Here is a 21,526-nt window from a genome sequence, read left to right as displayed (position 1 = left end):
GGTGCGGCCGTGCGCCGGGCGACGGTCAGCGAGCGGCCCACCGGACGCGGACGGACGGAGGGCCGGCCGGTCTCCGGGCCGTCGGGGACGGACGGGACCGGCCCGGGCCCCCGCCGCACGGCGGAGGCCCCGGCGGCCTTCATGCCGGTTCCCGGCGGTGCCGTGCCCGGCCCGCGGCCCACGGGAGCCGGGGGTGCGGGGGAATCCGGAACCACCGCGACACGGCGGACCAGGGGGAAGCGGGGAGGGCTCGGCGCGGGGCCCGCAGGGCTGCCCGGCGGACCGGTCCGTTGCACCGGAGCCGTGTGCGTGGCAGGCCCGGCGGTACCCAGCACCGTAGCGGTGTGCTCGAACGCGGGACCACGCTGCCCCCGGGCTCGCGCGGACGCGGCGGACGGAGCGGCGTGACCGGAGCGGTCCGCGGGCGGACGCCCGGCCCCCGTGGAGGGGGGACCGGACGGCGACGGGCCCCCGGTCGCGCTCCGCGGGCCGTTCGCCGTGCTTCCTCCGTCAGGGGAGGCGGGCGACGTGGCCGGGTCCGGTGACCGGGTCCCGCTCCGTGCACGCCGCTGAACCGGCGGTGTCGTGCGCTGCTCGCCCACGGGCCCGGGCGTGGAACGGCCGTCACCGGTGCCGGACACCGTGGAGTCCGGCGGCCCGGCGTCGGCCCGTGCGCGTCGCCGGGCCTGCGGGCGCCGGGACGGAGGCGGCGTGTGCGGCTGCGGTGCCGCGGACTTCTGTGAGGTACCCCGTCCGTCGGACGCCCGGCCGCTGTCCGGGGCGCGTCGCCGGACCGGTGCCAGGTCCTGCCGCGGGTGCTCCCCCGGCGGCGCGGGAGCGACTGCGGAGCCGGCGCCGGAAGGGGTCGTGTCCCGTGTGGCGCCGCCGGACCGCGCTGCCGGGGACCGGCGGCCGGCCGCCGGGGCGGCGCCCCCGTGCCGCACTCCCGGCGGAGGCGACCCGCCTTCTCCCGCGCCGGGCAGGGCCTCCTCCCCGGCGGGCGGCAGCGCGCGCAGCAGCAGCGGACCGCCCCCGCTGTGGGAAGCGGGAGCCGAGGCCGCAGGACGGACGACCTCGTGCATGAGGCCGCCCGGAGCGGACGCCAGCAGGCCGTGCGCGAGTCCCGTGTCGAACGACGGGTCGCGCCATGCGGCCAGACCCGCGCGGAAGGCGAGGCCGTCACTGACGGCCATGGGGGTGCGGGCCACGGTGAGCTGCGGCGGGGCGGTGCGGCGCCAGCCGCCGTCCCAGTCGCCGGGCACGGTGGACGCCTGCACGGCAGGGCCCGGCCGCTCCCCGGCGGCACCCGGGCTCCGTACGGCCGGGGTGTACGGGTCGGCGGCGCGGCGCGTGCGACGCAGTCTGTCCCGCCATGTCATGCGCTCAACCGCCTTCGTTCACGCGGGTGTTGATGCGGGCGATCTCGGTGACCCACTTCTGGCGTTCGCCGTGGGTCAGGTCCAGGACCTCCTCGCGCGGCCAGTGGAAGTGATAGGCGACGTACGCGATCTCCTCCCACAGCCGGGGGAGCGCGTACGTCACGATTCCCCCAGGCGCCCACCCGAGAGGTCGACCTCGAAGCCGCCCTCGCAGTGCGGGCAGGTGACGGCCGCGCGCGTGTGCCCCTCGCTGTTGACGCGCCGGTAGAAGTCCTGCAGGAAGGCGACGTCGGTCGCGTACATCCGCTCCACGACACCGACGTGCACATCGGTGACCGTCCCGATCCGGGTGATCACCTGGCTGAGCAGCACCACACTCAGGTAGGCGGGGTTCTCCTTGACCCGCAGGTCGATCTGCGGCCGCAGTTCGTCGCGGGCCGTCGCCAGACGCATGGCGCCGTGGCGGTGCACGGTGCCGGCCTCGTCGACGTAACCGCGCGGCAGCTCGAACTCGAACTCGGTCCGCAGGCCGTGGTCCTGACGGGCTGCGGGCGCGGCGCCGGGTGGAGGGCGGTTCGTCTCTCCCGCGTCCGCCGCGGGTGCGGTGGCCTGGAGGATCTCCTCCAGGTTGCCGGCTGTGACCGTACGGCGCCTCATTCGACGACGATCTCCTCGAACACGATGGTCACGGACTCGGTGGCCGCGGCGGATTCGCCCGCCTTCAGCGAGGGGCCCTCCCACTTCGAGGCCCATCCCTGCATCAGCTGGATGCGGCGGACCGTCTCCCCGGTGGAGTCCTTGATCTCGATGGTGAGGTTCTGCCGCGCCGTGTCCACGGCCCCGTTGTTGAGGGTTTCCTTGATCCACGTGGTGAACTCGCTGCTCTGGTCGAGTCCCCGGGTGATCGTGATCTCACCGGCCTGGCGGGCGCCCGGCTGCTTGCGGATGATCTGCTTGCCCTCCGCGCTGACCTGCCGTACCTCGACGACCTCCTCCTCGACGGTCAGTCCGCTGATCTCCTGGATCGATTCGACCAGGTAGCCGCCGAGCTGCACACCGAAGATGTGGGTGGAAAGAGCATCGCCCTCTGCCATGACTGTCAGTCACCTTTCCTGTATTCGCGTGGCCCGGAGGTGTCCGGGCCGGGTGGCGGAGCCGTGGCTCACTCGTCGACGAGGCTGGTGCTGTCGGAGAACTGGGCCAGCCGGAACACCACGAACTCCGCGGGCTTGACGGGAGACACGCCGATCTCGCACACCACACGGCCCTGGTCGATGGACTCCTGCGGGTTGTTGTCGCGGTCGCACTTCACGTAGAAGGCTTCCGCGGCCGTCCGCCCGAACAGCGCGCCGCGTCGCCACTCCTCGGTGAGGAACGCGCTGACGTTGCGGCGGATGCTCGACCACAGGCGGTCGTCGTTCGGCTCGAACACCACCCACTGCGTGCCCAGGAGGATGGATTCCTCCAGGTAGTTGAAGAGGCGGCGCACGTTCAGATAGCGCCACGCCGGGTCGGAGGAGAGGGTGCGGGCGCCCCAGATCCGGATGCCACGGCCGGGGAAGGCCCGTACGCAGTTCACACCGATCGGGTTCAGCAGGTCCTGCTCGCCCTTGCTCAGCCGCAGGGCCAGATCCACGGCGCCGCGGATGACCTCGTTGGCGGGGGCCTTGTGCACGCCGCGTTCGGCGTCGCTCCGGGCCCACACACCGGCGACGTGACCACTGGGCGGGACGGTGGAGTTGCGCCCGGTGGCCGGGTCGAAGACGCGCACCCACGGGTAGTAGAGGGTCGCGTAGCGGGAGTCGTAGCCGGCCTCGTCGTTGCGCCAGGTGCGGACCTGCTGCGCGGACAGGCCGGGCGGGGTGTCCAGGACCGCCACCCGGTCGCCCATCTGCTCGCAGTGCGAGATGACGGCGAGCTGCACCGTGCGCACACCCTCGTCGTCGATGTCGCCGCGCTCGTAGGAGCTCATCAGGTCCGGTACGGCGACCATCGTGATCTCGTCGATGGTCTCCAGGCCGCCGAACCCGGTGCGGGCCCCCGCGTCGCCGACGTACTCCGCCGGGTCGAGCCGGGCCGGCGCGCCGGACGCGGGCGCGGCCGGCGCGTCGGGAACGGCCACCGTCTGCGCCGGGGGCCTGCTCTGGGTCGCGCCGCGCTGCTCCGTGACCTCGATCAGCTTCGAGGCGCGGGCCTGGTGGGGGAGGTAGCCCTTGATGTTCTTGCGGGTGGAGGCGTCGTACGTCTCGGCCACCTGGTCGCCCTGGCGGACCAGGACCCTGAAGCGGTCCTCGGGCGGGTTCTCCCCCTCGGGCTCGGCGATCTCCACGGACACACCGCTCACACCGGGCCGGGCTGCGACGAGGAAGCCGCCCAGTTCCACCGGCGGCGGCGCGTCGTTCCGCGCGGCGCCGTTCACGGCGGGGGCGGACGTGTCGCCGGAGGATCCGCCGACCCGGACGATGTACGCGGAGCCGCCGCCGTTGGCGAAGTACCCGTAGACGGCGTGCGGCAGGTAGGTGCCCTCGCTGAAGCCGCCGAACTGCAGGGTGTACTGGTCCCAGCTGGTGACCAGCGTCGGTGTGTGGAACGGGCCGTTCCCGGCGAAGCCGACGAACGCGGCGACGGCGGTGCCGACTCCCTCGATGGGGCGGGCACCGGACTGCACCTCCTCCATGTACACGCCTGGGGTGAGGTACGTCGGCATGCTCGCTCCTTCGCTTTCCTGCGGTCGGGGTCCCGCTCAGCCTTTCCGCCGGTCCGCGGCGACGGCAGAGGACTTCGGGCCCTGCCGAGGGCAATCGCCCTGCCCGTCCGGACGCGGCCCCGGGGCCCTGCGTGCAGCTCAGACGCCGGCGACCTGCGTCAGGTAGGGGCCGAACTCGGCGTCGAGCACCAGGCGGCCCAGCTTGCGGTACTCCTGGGCGATCGCCGACACCACCTGACGCATGGTCAAGGGGATGCCGGACTCGGCCGACAGGTAGGCGGCCGTCACCGCGCACGCCCGGATCGAACCGCCGGCCAGCTCGAAGCGGTCCGCGCAGAAGCCGAGGTCGAGATCGCCGGCGCGCGGCAGGCGCTCGCCCAGGCACCGCTCCCACAGGGCCAGCCGCTGGGCCGCGTCGGGCATCGGGAAGTCCGCCACGATGTCCAGGCGCCGGGTGAACGCCTCGTCCAGGTTGGCCCGCAGGTTGGTGGTCAGGACGGCGATCCCGTCGAACGACTCCATGCGTTGCAGCAGGTACGCCGACTCGATGTTGGCGTGCCGGTCGCGTGCGTCCTTCACGTCGGAGCGCTTGCCGAAGATCGCGTCGGCCTCGTCGAACAGCAGCACGCCGTTGACGGCCGACGCCTCGGTGAAGATCCGCTCCAGGTTCTTCTCGGTCTCCCCGATGTACTTGTCGACGACCGTGGACAGGTCCACCACGTACAGGTCCATGCCGAGATCGGCGGCCACCACTTCGGCGGACATCGTCTTGCCGGTTCCCGACCCGCCCGCCAGCAGGGCGATCACGCCACGGCCCCGGCCACCGCCCGGCCGCATGCCCCACCCGCCGAGCACCTGGTCGCGATGGCGGGCGCGCACGGCGAGTTCACGCAGCCCGCGGCGGGTCTGCGGCGGCAGCACGAGGTCGTCCCAGCCCACCGCGGGCTGCACCCGCCGGGCCAGCCGGGCCAGACCCGCGCCGTTCTGCGCCCGCACGGCGGCGCGCAGGTCCTCGGGACCGACCGGACGGCCGGCGAGAGCGGCCGTGCGGCCGGCCACGTCGGCGGCACGCCGCAGCTGCCCGGCGTCCAGGCGGTGCGCGGCCACCGACCGGGCGAGCACGTCGACGTCCTCCACCGGCTGCCCGCCGTCGGTGGCGGCCTCCAGCGCGTGCCGCCACCGCGCGACCTGCTGCTCGGGGGAGGGGGGCCCGACCGTCAGGGTCACGGGCGTACGGTCCGCCCAGGCCGGGTCCCAGCCGTCCGGACCGTAGGTGAACAGAGGGACCCCCGACAGGGCCGAGCACAGTGTGCGCAGCATGTGTGCCCGCTCGGAGGGCTTGTCGGGCAGCACGTCCAGCGGGCCGATGACCACCCCGGCGCCTGTCAGGCGTGCGTCGAGGGCAGCGGCCCGCGCCAGCTCGGGCAGGTCCCCCGCGCGCCGGGCCAGCGCTGCCGCGTCCAGGACCAGAGGGGGGCGTCCGGACGCCCGCAGAGCGGCTCCGGCCGGCCCCTCGGGGGCGCCGCCGACGGCCCGCAGGTGCACATGGCCGGTGCCGGCCGCGGCCGCGGCCCGTCGGACCAGCGCCGTGTCGAGGGCCGGGTCGACGGTGTCCGCGCCGAGCACGTCCATGAGGCGCGCGTCGGGGGCGGAACTGCCGAGGAGGTGCCCGGTGACCCGGTCGGGAACCGTCAGCACCCTCGACAGCGGTGGCCGGCCGGGCTCGGTGACCTCCACCAGACCGCCCGCGAGCAGCGGTGCACCGGGGGAGAGCCGGAACCGGCCGGAGGTCATCCCAGTGTGCCCGCACAGTTCCAGGGCGAGGCCGGTCGTGGGACGCCGGCGCGTGAGATCGTCGTTGAGGTAGCCGTAGAGCCGCTCGAACCGGGAGTCGAGATCCGGTGCCACGGCGATCAGGAGCAGATCCACATCCAGCGGTGACAGTTCGAAGGCCCGGACCAGGCGCCCCAGGACGGACCCCGGCGGCGGATCCGCGGGGGCCGGCGCGGGCAGGCCGGGCCCGCCCGGCCCGTCGAGGATCCGGGCGGCCGCGTCGGGGGTGAGGTACTGGCCCCGGTAGGGGTCGTCCGGGTCGGGGTCGACGGAACGCCTGGCCGCGACCGCCCGCCGCACCCGGTCCTCCACCACCTGCAACCGCTGCCACAGGAAGGGGACGCGGTCCTCGTCCGCCGGGGCGGCGGGCTCCACGGTGTGCGTCACGGCTGCCGGTCCCCTCGCCGCCGGCGGCGCGCGGGAGCCGGCTGTCGCTCTCTGGGGCCCCCGAAGCCGTCCGGACCCGGATCGCTCACTTCGGTGTAGCGCAGGCGGCGGGCCGGCTCCGTGCCGTCCGGCCCGGACCGCGGCACGGAGCGGACGGTCAGCCCTTCGGTGACCGGCGGGGCGGCGACCTGCCGGACACCGGCCAGCGGCGCCCGGACCCGCACCCCGAGCGAAGGTCTCAGCTCCCCGCCGAGGGCGGACCACACGTCCGACGCGGCGGGGGCGTCGAGCCCGGTGCCCCCGGCGTCCAGGCCCACGATGAGGCCGAGTTCGGCGAGCGAACCGGTCAGCAGGTCCGGCCCCAGGGTGTCGGTCGAGACGAGGCAGGCCAGCACCTGGGAGAGGAGCCGGTGTTCGTCCTGGGGCCGGCCCGCCCACGCGGTGACCAGATACGTCAGCTCGAACCAGCGCGCCGGGGCACGGCGCGCGACCACGAAACCGTCCGCGTCGTACACCTCACCCGCGCTGCTGCCGCGCCGCGAGTTGTCCTCACGGATGTCGTACAGGAACACGCAGACGGTGGGGGCGCTGCGGCGGGCCGCCCAGTCGTTGGTGGGCGCGTCGAAGACCACCTCGACGCCCGACGCCGTGAGCCCGGATCCGCCGAGCAGACGCCGCAGCGCCTCGTCCACCTCGTGGATCACCGGCGCGTCACCCCGTACGGCGGCTGCACACTGCCGTTGACCACCAGGAAGTCCGTCTTCACCGGTGAGAATCCGGAGCCGCTCGCGGTGATCGCACGAGGCCCCGTCGCGTCCTTGGCGAGGATGAGCAACTGGCCGATGAACGTGCCGTCCGCCATCGGTACGGTCGGGGCCGCCGCGGCGGTGATCCCCGGCTTCCAGCGGAACCGCACCGGCACACCGGGCGGGAAGTCCTCGCCGCGCACCGACGTCACGAAACCGGGCTTGCCGATCGGCGGCACGGCGACGATCCGCGGCTGCAGGACGCGCAGCCGCTGCCGGGCGGTGTTGTCACCGAGGTCGGCGTCCGTGCCGCTCGTGGTCAGCTCGCCGGTGACCCGGGCGGTGAGCGCCTTCTTCGGGCTGAGCACGACCTGGAGCGTGGCGCGGGCGCCCGGCGGAAGATCGGGCAGCGCGCACACCCAGTCGGTGTCACAGCCCGCGGGCGGCCCGTTGTTCGGTACCCCCGCGGGCAGGCCCAGGCGCAGGCGCAGTCCGGTGGCCAGTGCGCTGCGGCCGTTGCGGACCGTGTAGGTGACGACGACCCGGCCGCCGACGTAGCCGGGGTTCGGCTGCGCCGTGACACGGACGCCAGGCCCGGCCTCCGGAGCAGGCGGCTCGGCCGGCGGAGGCGGCGTGACCGGGGGCGCTGTGGTGGGCGGGGTCGGGTCCGGTGTGGGGCCGGGCGGCTCGGGCGCCTCGGCCACCGGCACCGTGGTCCGGTCGGCGTTGTCGCTGGGGTTCGGATCGATCACGGCGCCGGCGACCGACCAGCCGACCGGCTGGTCACCCGGCGTGACACCGGTGAGGGTCACGGTCACGGGGACGGTGCCGCCCGGCGGGACCACCCCCAGGTCGCAGGTCAGGGCGGCGGCGTCGCAATCGCCACCGGGGGCGGTCAGTTCCGTGACGCCGACACCCGTAGGCGGGGCGACGGTCAGCCCGGTGCCGGGGGAGGGGGCGGGGCCGTGGTTGACGATGTCGACCTGGAGCGTGCCGGTCCGCCCGACGACGATCTCCCCGGACGTGTCGGGCGCTCGCACCGCGAGGTCCACGGACTGCTGCACCCCCGGCTCCTTCTGCCGGCCCGGCAGCGCGGCGGTGAGCGGTGTCATGGCACCCGAGCCCACGTCCACCATGTGCAGCTTCTCCGGGCTGTTCCTGGCCACCCCGGTGCGGGAGCTGAGCACCAGGCTCCGGCCGTCCGCGGTCCACGCGGCGTCCCGGGGCTGGTACGGCCCGGAGGCCGTGGTGTCGGGCAGTCGGCGGTCGCAGGCACCGGGCAGCCCGCGTGCGGCCTCGGGCAGCAGGACGCGGCAGTCGCCACCCGCCACCGAGGTGAGCAGGATGCCGTTGCGCTCGTCGACCAGGCCGGCGCCGCTCTTCCGGTTGAAGGCGATCGTCCTCCCGTCCGGCGAGAAGGCCGGACTGTCGTCGATCACCGCGCAGGCGCCGGGGCAGGCGGTGTCGCTCAGATCGTGCTGCTGGTCCAGGTGGTCCACCGGCACGGTCCAGATGTGCTTGTTGCCGCCGCCCCCGTCGATCACCTCCTCGCGGGTGAAGGCCAGGGTGGTGCCGTCGGAGGACCAGGCGGGCTGGGCGTCGCCTCCTCGGACCTCCCCTGCGGGCGGGACGATCTCGCCCCGGAGCTTGCCGGTGACGGCGTCCGCGATCAGGATGTGGCTGGACCCGGCCGCCTCGCCGGCGCCACCGGGAGACGTGCGGGTGAACGCGAGGAGCTCACCGTCGGGGGAGAACGCCGGGTCGGTGTCCCAGTCCCCGGCCTCGCGTCCCGCGAGCGGCAGGGGCCGTGCGTTCGAGCCGTCGGCGTCCACGGTCCAGATCCGCTCGACCCGTCCGTCGGACGTGTCCTCGAAACGGGTCACCACGATCCGCCGGCCGTCGGGCGTGTAGCTCTGCCGCTCGGTCCACGGGTCGTACCCGGCGGCGGGCTCGAACAGCGGATCCTTGGCCGGGTCGGTCTCGGTGTCGGCCGCAGGGTCCTCCTCGAGGATCGTCAGACCGAGGTCACGGGGGTCGGAGCCGTCCGTCCGCACGTCCTGGAGGGTCACCACATGCGGTCCCGACGCGGACGTGCGGTCCACCACGGCGGTCCCCCCGTCGAGCGGACCGAGCCAGGTGACCGACCCGACCTCGCGGTCCTCGCTCAGTACCAGGGCGGGCGTCTGCTCCGAATGGGCCGGCACCCGGAACACGTGGTCCCAGTCACCCTCGCACTCACAGGTGCGGTCCGGGCTGAGGAACAGCACACCGTCCCCGTCGGGCAGCCACGCTGCCCCGTGGGTCTGCCAGCCGGCCTGCGCACCGGACAGCAGCGGGCCGCCGCCCCCGCCACTGCCGGCGGTCCAGCGCAGGCGCGGCCCGTCGGCGCCGGTCGCCGTGTACGCGATGATGTCGCCGTTCTCGTCGTCGTCCACCGGGTTCCAGACGGGTTCGCTGCCCGTGCCGTCCGCGGGCCCGGTGACGCGGAGGGCGGCGCCGCCCCGCAGGGGGCGTACGTAGATCTGCTGCCCCGTGCCCGGATCACTGTCGCTGGAGTAGGCCAGGCGCTCCCCGTCCGGCGAGAGCGTCGGGCTCTCCTCGTTCGCGGGGGTGTCGGTCAGCCGGGTCAGACCGGTCCCGTCGGCCCGCACCAGCCACAGGTCACGCTGGGTACCGGCGCCGGCCCCGGGTTCGGCGGAGTCGAACACGACCGCCCGGCCGTCCGGTGTCAGCCGGGGGTGTGCCGCGTCGCGTCCGCTGGTCAGCCGGCGCACCGACCCGTCCCCGGCCCTGAGGTAGATCTGCGGATTCTTCTCGTCGCGGCGGCTCGCGAACACCATCATGTCGCCCAGCGCTGCCGGCTGTACGTCGAAGTGGGCCGGACCCTTGTGGGCCGGGCCCTTACCGAACAGAGGCGTACTGGACGTGGTCGTCGCGACACGCCCCAGACTGTGGTGCCGGGTACCGGCGTACGTGATCCGGGTGGCGGTCGCGTCAGCCGCCACGGCGTCGCCCCCACCAGGGCCGGGGGCGGGAGCGGGGGCCGTGGTGACAGCGAGGAGGGGGGCCAGCAGGAGCAGCGACATGCCGGATCTCCCCAGACGACGCCGCCAACCGCCGCGATCTCCCGTGCCGTTCACGGCCCACCTCACAGTCCGAATGCCGCCGTCGCACATACGCCCGCCATCCTGCGTCCCGTCGGCCCCGGCGGAGCAGGGCCGACGGGACGCACCCGGGGGAAACGTCCGGTGCGCTTTCGGGCAGTGGCGGGGCGGTCTGAGGGCTGTCGGGGAGCGGCCCGGCGGTCAGATCAGACCGTTGCGCAGCGCGTAGCCGACGGCATGGGCGCGATTACGCAGCTGCAGCCGTGTGATGACCTCGTGCAGGACGTTCTTGACGGTGCGCTCGGAGAACGAGGTCTCCCGGGCGATCTCCGCGGTGTCCAGGCCGTCCGACACCAGACGCAGCATCTCCGCCTCGCGCGAGGTCAGCGTCGACAGGGACACGGCGCGCGGGTCGAGGGCCGAGCGCTGGAGGCTGCCCACGTGGCTGAGCAGCTTCGCCAGCAGGTCTCCGGGGAGTACACCCTCACCGTTGGCTATCGCCAGGACCAGGCGCAGCAGCTGGTCCTGGTCGGCCTCGGCGCGCCGCAGCACCGCAGCCACACCGGAGTCGATGGCGCGCTGCAGCGCGTCCCCGGACTCGAAGGTGCCGACCACGAGGCCGGTGCGGGTCCTGGAGTTGTGCCGTAACCGGTTGAGCAGGGCGGCCGTCTCGTTGTCCACGGAGTCCACGACGACGAGGGACACCTGCGCCTGGTCGGCGTCGGGAAGGTCCTTCAAGTCGATCTCGGGCCGCTGACGCAAGGGCTGGACGACCCCGACGTGCAGAATCGGATCGGGTGCGTAGACGGCCACCGAGACGCGCTCGCGACGGACGGAGGGAGTCGTCCAGCGTGCGGTCCGGACGGGGGAGGGCGGGTGCTGCGACGAGGTGGAGGAAGAGGCGGGGCTGCTCGCGCGAGGGCAGGACATGGGTGTCAGTACCTGTTTCTTGTGCATGTGCGGGGCGGGTCGCCCCGCTGCGGGAACGGTGGTGTCGCAGAGCCGAGGGAAGCCGCCCGTTCAGTGCATCGGTGCCGGTGGACAGGCGGGGAAAACTCATCGGAAGGTGAGCTGAACACAGCTCTCAGGGGCATGGCCGCTGCCCGGTGCGTTGCCCCCGTGCCTCTCGTGGAGGCCGGGTGCGCACTCGTAGCGTTGCCGCGTGACGTCTCCAACAGCCTCCCCCAGCCCCGGCGCCTCCGGTCTCGACATCCCCGAGGTGTCGGTGACGCCCGGCGGTACCGCGTCCACCAGCCTGACCGTCCGCAACGACAGCGACATCGTCGAGGCGTACCGCCTGGAGGTCATCGGCGACTGCGCCGCGTGGGCCACCGTGGAGCCGGAGCGCGTGTCCCTCTACCCGGGGACGTCGGAAACGGTGACGATCCGTCTGGAACCGCCGCGCGCACCCGAGGTGACGGCCGGTGATGTGCCCCTCGCGGTCCGGGTGCTGCCCACCGAGCACCCTGAGGCGGTACGGGTCCCGGAGACCGTCGTACACATCGGGGAATTCCGGCAGCTGCACACCGAGATCGCCCCCCGGCGCCGCCGTGGCTGGCTGCGCGGCCGGTACCGGCTGGCGCTGCGCAACGAAGGCAACACCCCCGTCCAGGTGGGCTTCGAGCCCGCGCAGCCGGGCGAGGAACTCGGGTTCGCGTTCCGGCCGACGGTACGGAAACTGGAGCCGGGCGAGTCGGCGGACGTGGGGCTGCGGGTGCGCACCGGAACACCGGTGTGGTTCGGGAACCCGGTGACCTGGCCCTTCACCGTGACGGTCACCGAGACGGATCCGGCCGGTGAACGGCTGGAGTCCGCCGAGGCCACGGGCGACGTCCGGGCTCCGCTGGATGCGGAGTTCGTCCAGATACCGGTCTTCCCCAAGTGGCTGCTCGCCGTCCTCGCCGTGATCCTGGCACTGCTGCTCGCCTGGTTCGCCCTGGTGCGGCCCACCGTGCGCAGTGCGGCCGAGGAAGCGGCGGCGGATGCCGTCGTCCAGGCCCGGCCGACACCGGGCGGCACCGGCGGGCCCGGTCAGGAGCCCGGCACCGGCACCGGCGCCGGCGAGCAGCCCGGTGGCGGTGGCTCGGGCACCGGACCGGGTACGGGCGGGGGCGGTACCGGCACCGGCACCGGCACAGGGACCGGCGGTGCGGGCGGCCAGCAGAGCTCGGCCACCATCGACCTGCAGACGTCCCAGGGGGCGGAGAAGACCGGCACGTACAAGGTGCCTGCGGGCAAGGTGTTCGAGATCACCGACATCGTCGTGGCGAACTACCAAGGCGACGAAGGGGTGTTGACCATCGATTTCGGTAAACGCAAGATCACCACGATCGCGCTGGAGACCTTCCGCAACCAGGACTACCACTGGGTCACCCCCATCAGGATCACCGAGAACGACACGGTGACGGCCCAGGTGACCTGTGCGAAGCCGGGCACGCCGGCTACGGGACGTCGTGCGCAGAACTGTCACGAAGTACTCAACGTGAGCGGCGTGCTCAACAACTCCGGGTGAACCAGGCGTCACAGCCATGGTGGGCGAGGCGTGCCCAGGTGCAAAGCAGTGACTTTCCCGGCGTCCGGAAAACGGGCCCCCGGTGACTTCGACAGTATCCCCCTTGTGTGACTCTTTGTTCCCATGGCATTACCCAAATGCCCGGATGTGATGGTGTATCAGGGAGCCGTGCTGTGACAGAAGTTCGGCCGGTTCCTTACCCATGGCCCGGATCTGGCGGGGGCCGGCCGGCTCGAGCCGGCCGCGCGGCTGCCGTGCCCTGACACCGCGGCTCGCAGGCACCGCGCCCTCCCGGCGCCCCGGCACGCAGGCGCACTCGGGTGACGAGACCCCGAACCGGATCACGGGAGCCCAGCCCCCTTCCGGCCTCCCTGCCGTCATCACCACGCCGGTGGCCACGCGGCCCTGAGACCTCCAGGTGACGCTTGTGCCGACGCGTGTCCTCCAGGCCTTTCCTGACGACGACAGCTTCACCCGGTGGCCGGAACCGGCTGCCGGGCCGGGGTCACCGCCCCGGAGTGGTCCGCTCCGTCCGTGACGGTGCGGAGGCGTCGGCGAGATCGGCACCCGTGTCCGCATCCCGCTGGGAGTGCCCGACGCCGTGCCAGTCCAGGCACATGACGGTCGCGTCGTCCTGCAGATGGCCGTCGTTGGCGTCGACGATCGCCGCGATCAGGGTGCGGGCGGCCTCGCGGGGATGCAACTCGCGGGTGCGGATGACCAGGTCCGACAAGTCGAGGCTGTTGGCGTGACGCTCCAGCATGCCGTCGGTGAGCATCACCAGACGGTCACCCGGCCGCAGGTCCAGCGACTGGACCCGGTAGGTGTGGGGGACCTGGAAGCCGAAGGGCAGATCGACCTCCGGAACGATCTCCCGCACCTGCCCGTCCCGCATACGCAGGGGCCAGGGGTGGCCGGCGTTGACGAACTCGGTCCTGCCGTCGAGCAGACTGATGCGCAGGAGCTGGCCGGTGACGTAACCCTGGTGGCCGTGCTCCCGCATGGCCCGGTCGGCCTGAAGGGCCTGTTCGGCGAGATCCGCACCGGCTCGCCGTGCCCGGCGCAGGGCGCCCACCAGGAGGGTGGCCAGCAGCGCGGCGTTGACGTCGTGCCCCACGGCGTCGGTGACGGAGAGCTGGACGGTGTCCCGGTCGATCACGTAGTCGAAGGTGTCACCCCCGACATGGTCGGCGGGCTCCAGCGCCCCGGCGACCGCGAACTGGGCCGCCTCGCACGCCAGCGAGGCAGGGAGCAGCCGGTGCTGGATCTCGGCGGCCAGGCTCAGCGGGGTGGTGCGGCGGCCCCACTGGTACACGTCGGTGAAGGACCGGTTCGCGATGACGATGTACGCCAGGGCGTGCGCGGTCTCCCCGATCTCCCGCATCACCTCCGCGTCCGGCACCGCGGGCAGGAACAGTTCGAGGAGCCCGATGGCGTCCCCCCGGTTCGTCACCGGGGCGACGACCCGCACCGACATGCCCTCACCCGTGCCCTGCACCTCGGGCCGCTGGGTGCGGATCACGTCGTCGTACAGGGTGCCCCGCAGTGCGATGCGCCGGGCGGGGCCATCGGTGTCGACGCTGCCCGCCGCCCCCAGCCGGACGACCGAACTGCCGGTGAAGTCGGTGATCAGGAACGAGACCGACGCGGCCCCGAGGTTCTCCTTGAGCATGCGAGCGACCACGTCGAGCGACTCCACGGGTGCCGCCGCCTCCGCCGCGGCCAGTGCCCTCCCCAGGGTCAGAGCCCCGTCCTGGCCGCCTCTGCGCTCCGGGACACGCCTGGCCGGCTCACCACTCCCGTCAGGCCCGCATACGGTCACGATGACTCCTCGCTCGCTGTCGATCAGGGTCCGACCCAGGGGGCGAGGGCTTGGGGCCGGCACTCGTCGCGCCACAGAGCCCCTGACCGGACGCACCCTCGGCCAGCAGCCCCGAACCGTCCGGCACCGGCATGATGTCGCAGGTGCCCGGCCTGCCAGGGTTCATGCTACGCGGGTACCGGAGGAGAACCGCCGTGCCGGTCGGTGATGTGTGGCCGGCAGCGGAGCGCCGCAGCCGCTGGAGGACGGCCGGAGGCGGCCGGCCCGGGAGCACGCGCTCCGGGCGGAGGACCGGCGCCGGTGTGGGGCGTCCCGGCCGGCCCCGCGCCCCGGTCGGCCCCGCGCCCCGGCCGGTAACGGTCCGGTGCGTAATCGCCTCGCGCATGAGCCCCCCGCGATCTATCCTCGCGGCCATGACCTCACACGATGCGCCTGGAGGCTCCCGAATCGCTTCTGGTGGCGCCCGGCTGGTGATCCGGCAGGAGACGGCTGACGATCACCGTGATGTGCGCGAGGTCCATACGCGCGCCTTCGGTCACGACGATCGGGTTCCCGGACTCGTGGAAGCACTTCGCGTCACGGAGGCCGCACTGGCGCCGATGTCCTTCGTCGCTGCCGTTGACGGCCGGGTCGTCGGGCACGTCCTGCTGAGCGCGACGCGGTTGGACGCTCCACGCCGGATCGTGGACGTCCTGTCGCTGTCACCGCTGGGCGTGGTCCCGGAGTTCCAGCGTCGGGGTGTCGGTACGCGGCTCATCGCCCATGCCCTCGCGGCGGCCGACAGCCAGGGTGTGCCGTTGGTGTTCCTGGAGGGTTCACCGCACTACTACGGCGCACGCGGTTTCGAGGGTGCCGGCGCGGCGGGCTTCCGTTCGCCGTCGTTGCGGATCCCCGAAGCCGCGTTCCAGGTCGCCCGGCTGTCCGCTCACGAGCCGTGGATGACGGGCACCTTCGTCTACTCGGAAGCTTTCTGGGCCTTTGACTGCGTCGGTCTGCGCGACCCCGAGGCCTGAGGAGCCGCCCGACTCGCCCTGAACCGTCCGGCGCACCGCGGCCGGGCTGCCTGAGTCATGGGCGCGGACGGCCCCGGGCGCCGGTTCCGGCGCCTGCCGGGGCGGCCCGCCCGGCAGAGCGGGCCGCCTCGCCGAACCGATTCAGAAGCCCACTCCCGAACCTTCTCCATGCATCATGGCTGGGACGCCGAACACGTCGCCGTCACCGAAGGCGTGCCCGCCGCGGCCGGCGTACTCGCGAGGAAGCCGAAGGTGGTACTCGCTCCCGCGGCCACCGTGCCGTTCCACCCGGCGTCGCGCACCGTCGTCCCGGTGAGTGCGCCGTTCCAGACCTGGGTGAGCCGACTGCCCGCCGGGAGGGTCAGAGCCACCGCCCAGGAAGAGATCGCCGCAGCGGACGAGGTGTTGGTGACCGTGACCTCGCCTTGGTAACCGCCCTGCCAGGCCGACACCGCCCGGAAGGCCGCGGAGCAACCGCCGTTCCCGGGGCTCCCCGGATCCCCCGGGGACCCAGGGGTGAGCAGGGCCGACAGAGCCGGGTACCAACGGGCCGCCATCTTGGCGTCGCCGGAGGCGTTGGGGTGGACGCCGTCGTAGGTGTCGGTGGCCGTGTCGAAGCCCGTCCACTGGTCGACGACGGTCACCGGAGACTGCGCGGTGGTGATGCCGTGTGCCCAGGCCGGAATGCGCTGGTTGAAGGCGACGGTACGAGCGGCGCACTCGGCGCAGCTGCTCGGATTGATCGGGATGAGCTGGGCGACCAGCACCTTCATCGCCGGGTTTCCGGCCCGCATCTGGCCCACCAGTTTGGTGTAAGCGGCAAGGATGACGTCCGGTGCGATGTTGCTCCAGACGTCGTTGGTGCCGAAATGCATGACAACGATGTCCGGCGAGGTCGCCGCCAACCATCCGGGGAGCAGGTCCTGGTCGGCGGTGGCCGTGGCCTGGAAACCGCCGTGACCTTCGTTGTCGGCGTCGTGCGTGAGGGCGCAGCTCTGGGCGTTCAGTGTGCCGACGAAGTCGATGTCGGTGTGACCGGCGTTCTGCAACTGGTTCCAGAGGAGGGAACGCCAGCAGCCCGGGGAGCCGGTGATGGAGTCGCCGAGCGGCATGATCCGCACCGGGGCCGCGGTGGTGGCGGCGGTGGCGGACGGGGCACCGGCCAGGCCGAAGCCGGCGACGAAGACGAACAGGACGGCCAGGAAAGCGGCGAGGAGGGGGTGATGCCTGCTGCGCACGGGGTGTCCTTCCCGAAGTGGGGCGGGAGCAGGAGTGCGGTACACGCGCCCTGGGAGCGCTCCCATTTCTCCGTACCGCCCATCAAGCCATCATTGTCGCTAGCACGTCAAGAACCCGGACCGCCCCGGGCACCGGCTCCGGACGGCCGGGGCGGTCCTGATGACCTGCCCGCGATCTGCCTGGCGGGACTGCCGGCCGGCGGGTGGGGCCCGGCCCCGTTCCCGAGACCGGGCCGGGGGCGTGGCGAAGCGTCTTCCCGGGCGAGGCCGGGACCCGGGGAATCTCCCGCACCGGAAAGCGCGCCGGAACCGAATGCCTACCGCCGGCGTGTGCAGTGCCCGCCCGGGCGCTCCGGAGTGCGTCACGGAGACCGCACAGCACATGATCTTCTGTGTGACGCGCTCAGGCTCAGGTGGGGGCGGGGGTACGGGACAGGGCGGTGCGCAGTGCGAAAACGCCCAGCAGGCCGCCTGCGGTGAACCGCTGGGCTGTCATGACGCGGGGCCGAGCGACCAGAAAACCCGAGATCCGTGCCGCGCCCAGCATGATCAACCCGTTCACGGTGACTCCCACGACGATCTGCACCCCGCCGAGCTGGAGCAGCTGTGCCCAGGCCGGGCCTGCCTGCGGGTCCAGGAACTGGGGCAGCAGCGCGGCGTACATCAGAGCGATCTTGGGGTTGAGCAGATTGGTCAGGAGCCCCATCGAGAACAGGCGGGCGTCGGAGACCGGCGGCAGGCCCTGGTCCGGGGCGAAGGGCGAGCGACCACCGGGCTTGAGCATGCCCCAGGCCAGGTAGGCCAGGTAGGCGGCCCCGGCGAGCTTGACCACCGTGTACGCCGCCGGTACGGCGGCGAACAGCGCGGACAGACCTGCTGCCGCAGCCAGCAGATAGCACACGAACCCGACGGCGGTCCCGCTGAGGCTGACCAGGCCCGCCCTGCGGCCTTGGGTGATCGCGCGGGAGGCGAGGTGAACCATGTTCGGTCCAGGGGTCAGGGCCATGCCCAGTTCGACCAGGGCCACCCCTCCCACCGCGGTCAGAGTGATCACCGGTCAACCTCCTGGTCGCTCCGGGCGCCTGACATCTCGGAGTGCGGGAGCCACCCGAGGCTGTTCACGGACGGCTGCGACGCGTCAGCAGTACCTGACTCGCCTGTTGCAGGTTACGTCGCTGCCGCTCGGCACCTGTACGCGGCCCGTGACGGCATCCCTCGTACTCCAGGCTCCGGGAAGCAGGCCGGCGCCGGTCCGAACCCGTCGTCCAAGCCCGTGGACCGGGGCGGGAAGCGACTCATGTGGCGCCCGACAACTCACAGCCGGAGAAGGCTGATCGACCGGATGGGTTTCGGGCGGGCATGCACGAACACCGCGGACGTCCGCCCAGGTAGCAGTAAGACCGACCGGCGAATGGATCACTTGAGACGGCGGCTGGTGGGTCGGCCATCCCAGCGGTAGCGGCTGCGTGCCTGCCGGATCAGCATGCGAAGTGTGACGAGGGTAGCGGCGAGGTAGAGGTAGAAGTCCACGACCCTGCCGTTTCTCTCGGTGCAGCGCCGAAGCTTGCCGTAGCCGTTCATCCACGAATGCGTGCGCTCGACGGGCCAGCGCCTGCTGGCCTGGATCGGGGCGGGCACACCCTTGCGGGCGATCTCGGCAGTGAACCCCAACGCGGCTATCAACGCACGGGTCCTGATGCTGTCGTAGCCCCGGTCAAGGTTGACGTTCACGGTGTGCGGCAGCATGCCGACCTGCTCCTGCGCGGCGTCCAGGGTCAGTCCGAGCAGTGGCGAGTCATGCCTATTGGCCCCCTCGGAGACGATCCCCAGCGGGACGCCGCGGGCGTCGCAGGCAGCGGAGCGCTTCAGCCCCTGCTTGCCCCGGTCGACCGGCGAGCGGCCGGCCTTCTCCCCGCCGGACGGGGCCTTGGTGATGCAGCCGCCCACCGAGATCTCGCCAAGGTCGAGGCCGATCATCCGGTCGTAGGCGTCCAGGGCGAGAGCGTGCAGCGCTTTGGAAATCCCCTGCCGCGACCACTCTTTGAGGCGTCGGCGGATAGTGCGGTCCGAGCATCCGGGCGTGGAGATCCGCTCGTAGCCGGAACCATGGACCAGCGCGAGCACGACGTGCTCGAAGACGGTTCGGTCGGGGATGCGGCGGCGGTGACAGCCCAGCGGGTGGCCGACGACGAACTCCTCCCGGACGGGGAGGAGCGCGGCGAACTGGTCCCACAGGGGTTCGAGCAGGCAAGCTGGCAGCGCGGGCACGGCCATCCTTCGTGATCACTGAGCGTAGAGATTACGAGCAGGAGGTATGCGCAGGGCGGTGGGTCGACCGGCCCTGAGCTCAGGGCCGGTTCACCACGGGAGGTTCCCGGATCGGTCGATGAACTGTCCCGTCGGCCCGTCCTGGCCGATCGTCGCGAGGGTCACGATGGACTCTGCGCCGTCGGCGACGCTGTGCCCGAGGCCGCCGGTGAAGTCGGTCGCGGTCTGCCCGGGGTCTGCGGCGTTGACCTTCACGTCCTTCAGTTCCTTGGCGTACTGCGTCGTGAGCATCGTGACCGCGGCTTTCGAGGCGCAGTAGAGGGGCAGGGCATATCGCGACTCGATCCGCGCCGGGTCCTGGGTCATGCTGAACGAGCCCATCCCACTGGACACGTTGACGATGACGGGGTTCGGCGACTTGCGCAGCAGCGGGAGGAAGGCGTGCGTGACGCGCACGATCCCGACGACGTTTACGTCGAGCACGGCGCTCACGTCGGCCGCGGTGTACTCCTCGACGGGGCCGACCTTGCCGAGGACGCCGGCGTTGTTGACCAGGACGTCGATCGTTCCCTCATGCGCGGCGACATCCGCGGCCGCGGCCCGGACCGAGGCATCGTCGGTCACGTCGATCGACACGAACCGGGCGCCGAGCGACTCGGCCGCGGCCCGACCGCGCTCACGGTGGCGGGCACCGAGGAGGACGGTGTGCCCCGCCTCGACGAGGCGACGAGCGGTTTCAAGACCGAGAGACTTGTTGGCCCCGGTGATGAATGTGGTGGTCATGACGGCTCCTCCTAGTCCGAACAGCACGGTCGTGCGCTGTTCACGCACTCCATGCTGGGGTCCCGGGAGGGTCGGCGGGAGCTACGAAACTTCCTGGTACGGCGCGTACCACCCGCCTGCCCGGTCCACCGGACAAGGAAGCGGAACGCGGGCCGTCACCCCTGAGGAGACATCCTCTGGACCCCAATGGCCGCAAGGAATTCAAGTTTGCCGCGGGCGTCGGTGCCTGGCTGCGGCGTGTACACCACCAGGCGGAGGTTCGTGTCCTGGGTGTTGAGGATGTCGGAGTTCATGGCGATGTCTCCGACATCCGGGTGCTGGACGAGTTTGTGCGCACTCTGGTGACCGCCCACCGCTCGGCGGCCCCACAACTCGCAGAACCGTGGGCTGAGGTTCAGCCTCGATACCAACGCCGCGAGGTCAGGATCCTCGGGGTACCGGCTCGTCGTCGCGCGCAGGTCGGCGACGAGGGACTCCTCGAACGCCGCCCGCTCGGTCGCCGTCTGCCGGACCCGGGGCAGCTCACCCAGGAACTGCCAGACCAGGACGTTGCGGTCCCCCACAGCGCGGACCGTGGGATCGCCGAACGTGGCCGCGAACAACGGATTCCAGTGCAGCAACTGCCAGGTGGCGTCGTAGATCGCCAACGGGTTGCCAGCGAGCTGGTCCACGATCCGGTACAGACTCCCCGGGATCATTCGCGGAACCCGGCTCGGATCCGCTGCATGACCGGCCATACGCAAAAGGTGAGCGTGCTCGTCGTCGGACAGGTGCAGGGCGCGAGCCAGGGCCGAGCAGACCTGCGCCGAGGGTGTCGCCACCCGTCCCTGCTCCAGCCGGACCACGTACTCGACCGAGATGCCGGCCAGCGTCGCCAGCTCCGCGCGTCGCAGACCAGGGACCCGACGGGGCGAGCCGTGCGCGAAGCCCACCGTCGCGGGATCCAGCCGGTCCCGCCACGCCCGCAGCGCGGCACCGAGGTGATCCATGCACACCATCCTCCCGCACACCCCGCCCCGCTGGGTAGCACGCGCTATACCACGAAGCCCCGTAGCTCCCGCCAACCCTCCCGGGGACCCAGCATGGGGTGCGTGAACAGCGCACGACCGTGCTGTTCGGAGTCAGGAGGAGCAATCATGATCACCACGTCGAACCGCTACGTCACCGTGCTGTGGGAAGCCCGGGCCAAATCCGGGAAGGAAGCCGAGATGAGGGCGTTCATGACAACCGCCGTCACCGCATCACGCCACGACGCGGGCAACATCGACTACGAGGCTCACCAGGTCGAGGGAGAACCGGGCACGTTCGTCATCTTCGAGCGCTGGGAGAGCCGCGAGGCCCTCGAAGGCCACCTGCAGGCACCCCGCATGCAGGACCTGGTGCCCCGACTGCTGGAACTGATGGACGGCAGCATCGAGGACGGGATCCGGTTCCTGCAGCCGTTCCGCCCGGCACGGTAGGCCGCCCCGGAGCACGGCGGTCATGATCGTCTCCCTCCGGCGCCGAGCGGTTTCGAGCAGCAGGACGACAGCGCCGGCACGGCCGTCCTTCGTGATCACCGAGCGTAAAGACTCCATGATCACGTGAACCCGTGCCTGCTCTGCATCCTCCCTACACCCGATGCCTATTGCCGGTCGTTCTAGGCACTGTTTCTCGGATCATGTTCTGAGCCAGATGACGAGGGCTGCGAGCGTGACGGTACCGAGGTAGATGTAAGCGCGTTTCTCGTAGCGG

At 72.2% G+C, this 21,526-nt stretch carries 17 protein-coding genes; 3 read left to right on the top strand and 14 right to left on the bottom strand.

The genetic code is table 11. From position 1 onward, the window contains the following. Positions 1-1,383: 1,383 nt before the first annotated feature. From ACF1FZ_RS18850 to ACF1FZ_RS18815, 8 genes are all read right to left on the bottom strand, one after another. Positions 1,384-1,542, bottom strand: a complete 159-nt coding sequence (locus ACF1FZ_RS18850) for a DUF6760 family protein (protein ID WP_389192697.1) — start codon at positions 1,540-1,542, stop codon at positions 1,384-1,386. Further along, the gene (locus ACF1FZ_RS18845; RefSeq protein WP_391774509.1) at positions 1,539-2,036 is read right to left on the bottom strand and encodes a hypothetical protein; all 498 of its coding nucleotides are present in this window, start codon (positions 2,034-2,036) and stop codon (positions 1,539-1,541) included. The genes ACF1FZ_RS18850 and ACF1FZ_RS18845 overlap by 4 nt, the downstream gene beginning before the upstream one ends. After that, positions 2,033-2,473, bottom strand: coding sequence for a phage tail protein (locus ACF1FZ_RS18840; RefSeq protein WP_391774508.1), 441 nt, complete (start codon positions 2,471-2,473; stop codon positions 2,033-2,035). The genes ACF1FZ_RS18845 and ACF1FZ_RS18840 overlap by 4 nt, the downstream gene beginning before the upstream one ends. Positions 2,474-2,541: 68 nt before the next feature. After that, positions 2,542-4,086 carry a phage tail sheath family protein gene (locus ACF1FZ_RS18835; protein ID WP_391774507.1) on the bottom strand — a complete coding sequence of 515 codons (1,545 nt, stop codon included), beginning with the start codon at positions 4,084-4,086 and terminating at the stop codon, positions 2,542-2,544. A 138-nt stretch (positions 4,087-4,224) separates the two neighbouring features. Next, entirely contained in the window at positions 4,225-6,306 is a 2,082-nt protein-coding gene (locus tag ACF1FZ_RS18830) for an ATP-binding protein (protein ID WP_391774506.1), read from the bottom strand. Then, entirely contained in the window at positions 6,303-7,010 is a 708-nt protein-coding gene (locus ACF1FZ_RS18825; RefSeq protein WP_391774505.1) for a DUF4255 domain-containing protein, read from the bottom strand. Before ACF1FZ_RS18825 ends, ACF1FZ_RS18830 begins: the two co-directional genes overlap by 4 nt. Beyond that, positions 7,007-10,138: a hypothetical protein gene (locus tag ACF1FZ_RS18820; RefSeq protein WP_391774504.1), complete on the bottom strand. Its 3,132-nt coding sequence runs from the start codon at positions 10,136-10,138 to the stop codon at positions 7,007-7,009. Before ACF1FZ_RS18820 ends, ACF1FZ_RS18825 begins: the two co-directional genes overlap by 4 nt. Positions 10,139-10,357: 219 nt before the next feature. Then, complete coding sequence (locus tag ACF1FZ_RS18815; RefSeq protein ID WP_391774503.1) at positions 10,358-11,086, bottom strand: LuxR C-terminal-related transcriptional regulator; 729 nt, start codon at positions 11,084-11,086, stop codon at positions 10,358-10,360. A 232-nt stretch (positions 11,087-11,318) separates the two neighbouring features. Here ACF1FZ_RS18815 and ACF1FZ_RS18810 point away from each other — a divergent pair, with 232 nt between their 5' ends. Continuing rightward, the gene (locus ACF1FZ_RS18810; RefSeq protein WP_391774502.1) at positions 11,319-12,668 is read left to right on the top strand and encodes a hydrolytic protein; all 1,350 of its coding nucleotides are present in this window, start codon (positions 11,319-11,321) and stop codon (positions 12,666-12,668) included. Between the two features lie 505 nt (positions 12,669-13,173). Here ACF1FZ_RS18810 and ACF1FZ_RS18805 read toward each other — a convergent pair. After that, entirely contained in the window at positions 13,174-14,412 is a 1,239-nt protein-coding gene (locus ACF1FZ_RS18805; RefSeq protein WP_391774694.1) for a PP2C family protein-serine/threonine phosphatase, read from the bottom strand. A gap of 548 nt (positions 14,413-14,960) precedes the next feature. Here ACF1FZ_RS18805 and ACF1FZ_RS18800 point away from each other — a divergent pair. Beyond that, positions 14,961-15,503, top strand: coding sequence for a GNAT family N-acetyltransferase (locus ACF1FZ_RS18800; protein WP_391774693.1), 543 nt, complete (start codon positions 14,961-14,963; stop codon positions 15,501-15,503). Between the two features lie 173 nt (positions 15,504-15,676). On the opposite strand, the gene ACF1FZ_RS18795 is transcribed toward ACF1FZ_RS18800, so the two are convergent. The 5 genes from ACF1FZ_RS18795 to ACF1FZ_RS18775 all read right to left on the bottom strand — a co-directional run bounded on the left by ACF1FZ_RS18795 (position 15,677) and on the right by ACF1FZ_RS18775 (position 20,781). After that, on the bottom strand, positions 15,677-16,741 hold the full coding sequence (locus ACF1FZ_RS18795; RefSeq protein WP_391774501.1) for a GDSL-type esterase/lipase family protein: 1,065 nt from the start codon (positions 16,739-16,741) through the stop codon (positions 15,677-15,679). A gap of 409 nt (positions 16,742-17,150) precedes the next feature. Further along, positions 17,151-17,795 carry a LysE family translocator gene (locus tag ACF1FZ_RS18790; protein WP_391774500.1) on the bottom strand — a complete coding sequence of 215 codons (645 nt, stop codon included), beginning with the start codon at positions 17,793-17,795 and terminating at the stop codon, positions 17,151-17,153. A 362-nt stretch (positions 17,796-18,157) separates the two neighbouring features. Continuing rightward, positions 18,158-19,009: an IS5 family transposase gene (locus tag ACF1FZ_RS18785; protein WP_391774499.1), complete on the bottom strand. Its 852-nt coding sequence runs from the start codon at positions 19,007-19,009 to the stop codon at positions 18,158-18,160. A gap of 90 nt (positions 19,010-19,099) precedes the next feature. Next, positions 19,100-19,792, bottom strand: coding sequence for an SDR family NAD(P)-dependent oxidoreductase (locus tag ACF1FZ_RS18780; RefSeq protein ID WP_391774498.1), 693 nt, complete (start codon positions 19,790-19,792; stop codon positions 19,100-19,102). A 155-nt stretch (positions 19,793-19,947) separates the two neighbouring features. Next, a complete protein-coding gene (locus ACF1FZ_RS18775; RefSeq protein ID WP_391774497.1) occupies positions 19,948-20,781 on the bottom strand; it encodes a helix-turn-helix domain-containing protein in 834 nt (277 codons plus the stop codon). Between the two features lie 147 nt (positions 20,782-20,928). Here ACF1FZ_RS18775 and ACF1FZ_RS18770 point away from each other — a divergent pair, with 147 nt between their 5' ends. Continuing rightward, on the top strand, positions 20,929-21,252 hold the full coding sequence (locus ACF1FZ_RS18770) for a putative quinol monooxygenase (protein WP_391774496.1): 324 nt from the start codon (positions 20,929-20,931) through the stop codon (positions 21,250-21,252). The last annotated feature ends 274 nt before the right edge of the window (positions 21,253-21,526 follow it).

This window comes from Streptomyces sp. NPDC014623, from assembly GCF_043088245.1.
In the GTDB taxonomy this organism is placed as follows: domain Bacteria; phylum Actinomycetota; class Actinomycetes; order Streptomycetales; family Streptomycetaceae; genus Streptomyces.
The sequence above is the reverse complement of the archived record's forward strand: the minus strand, read 5'-3'. Positions and strand labels throughout refer to the sequence as shown.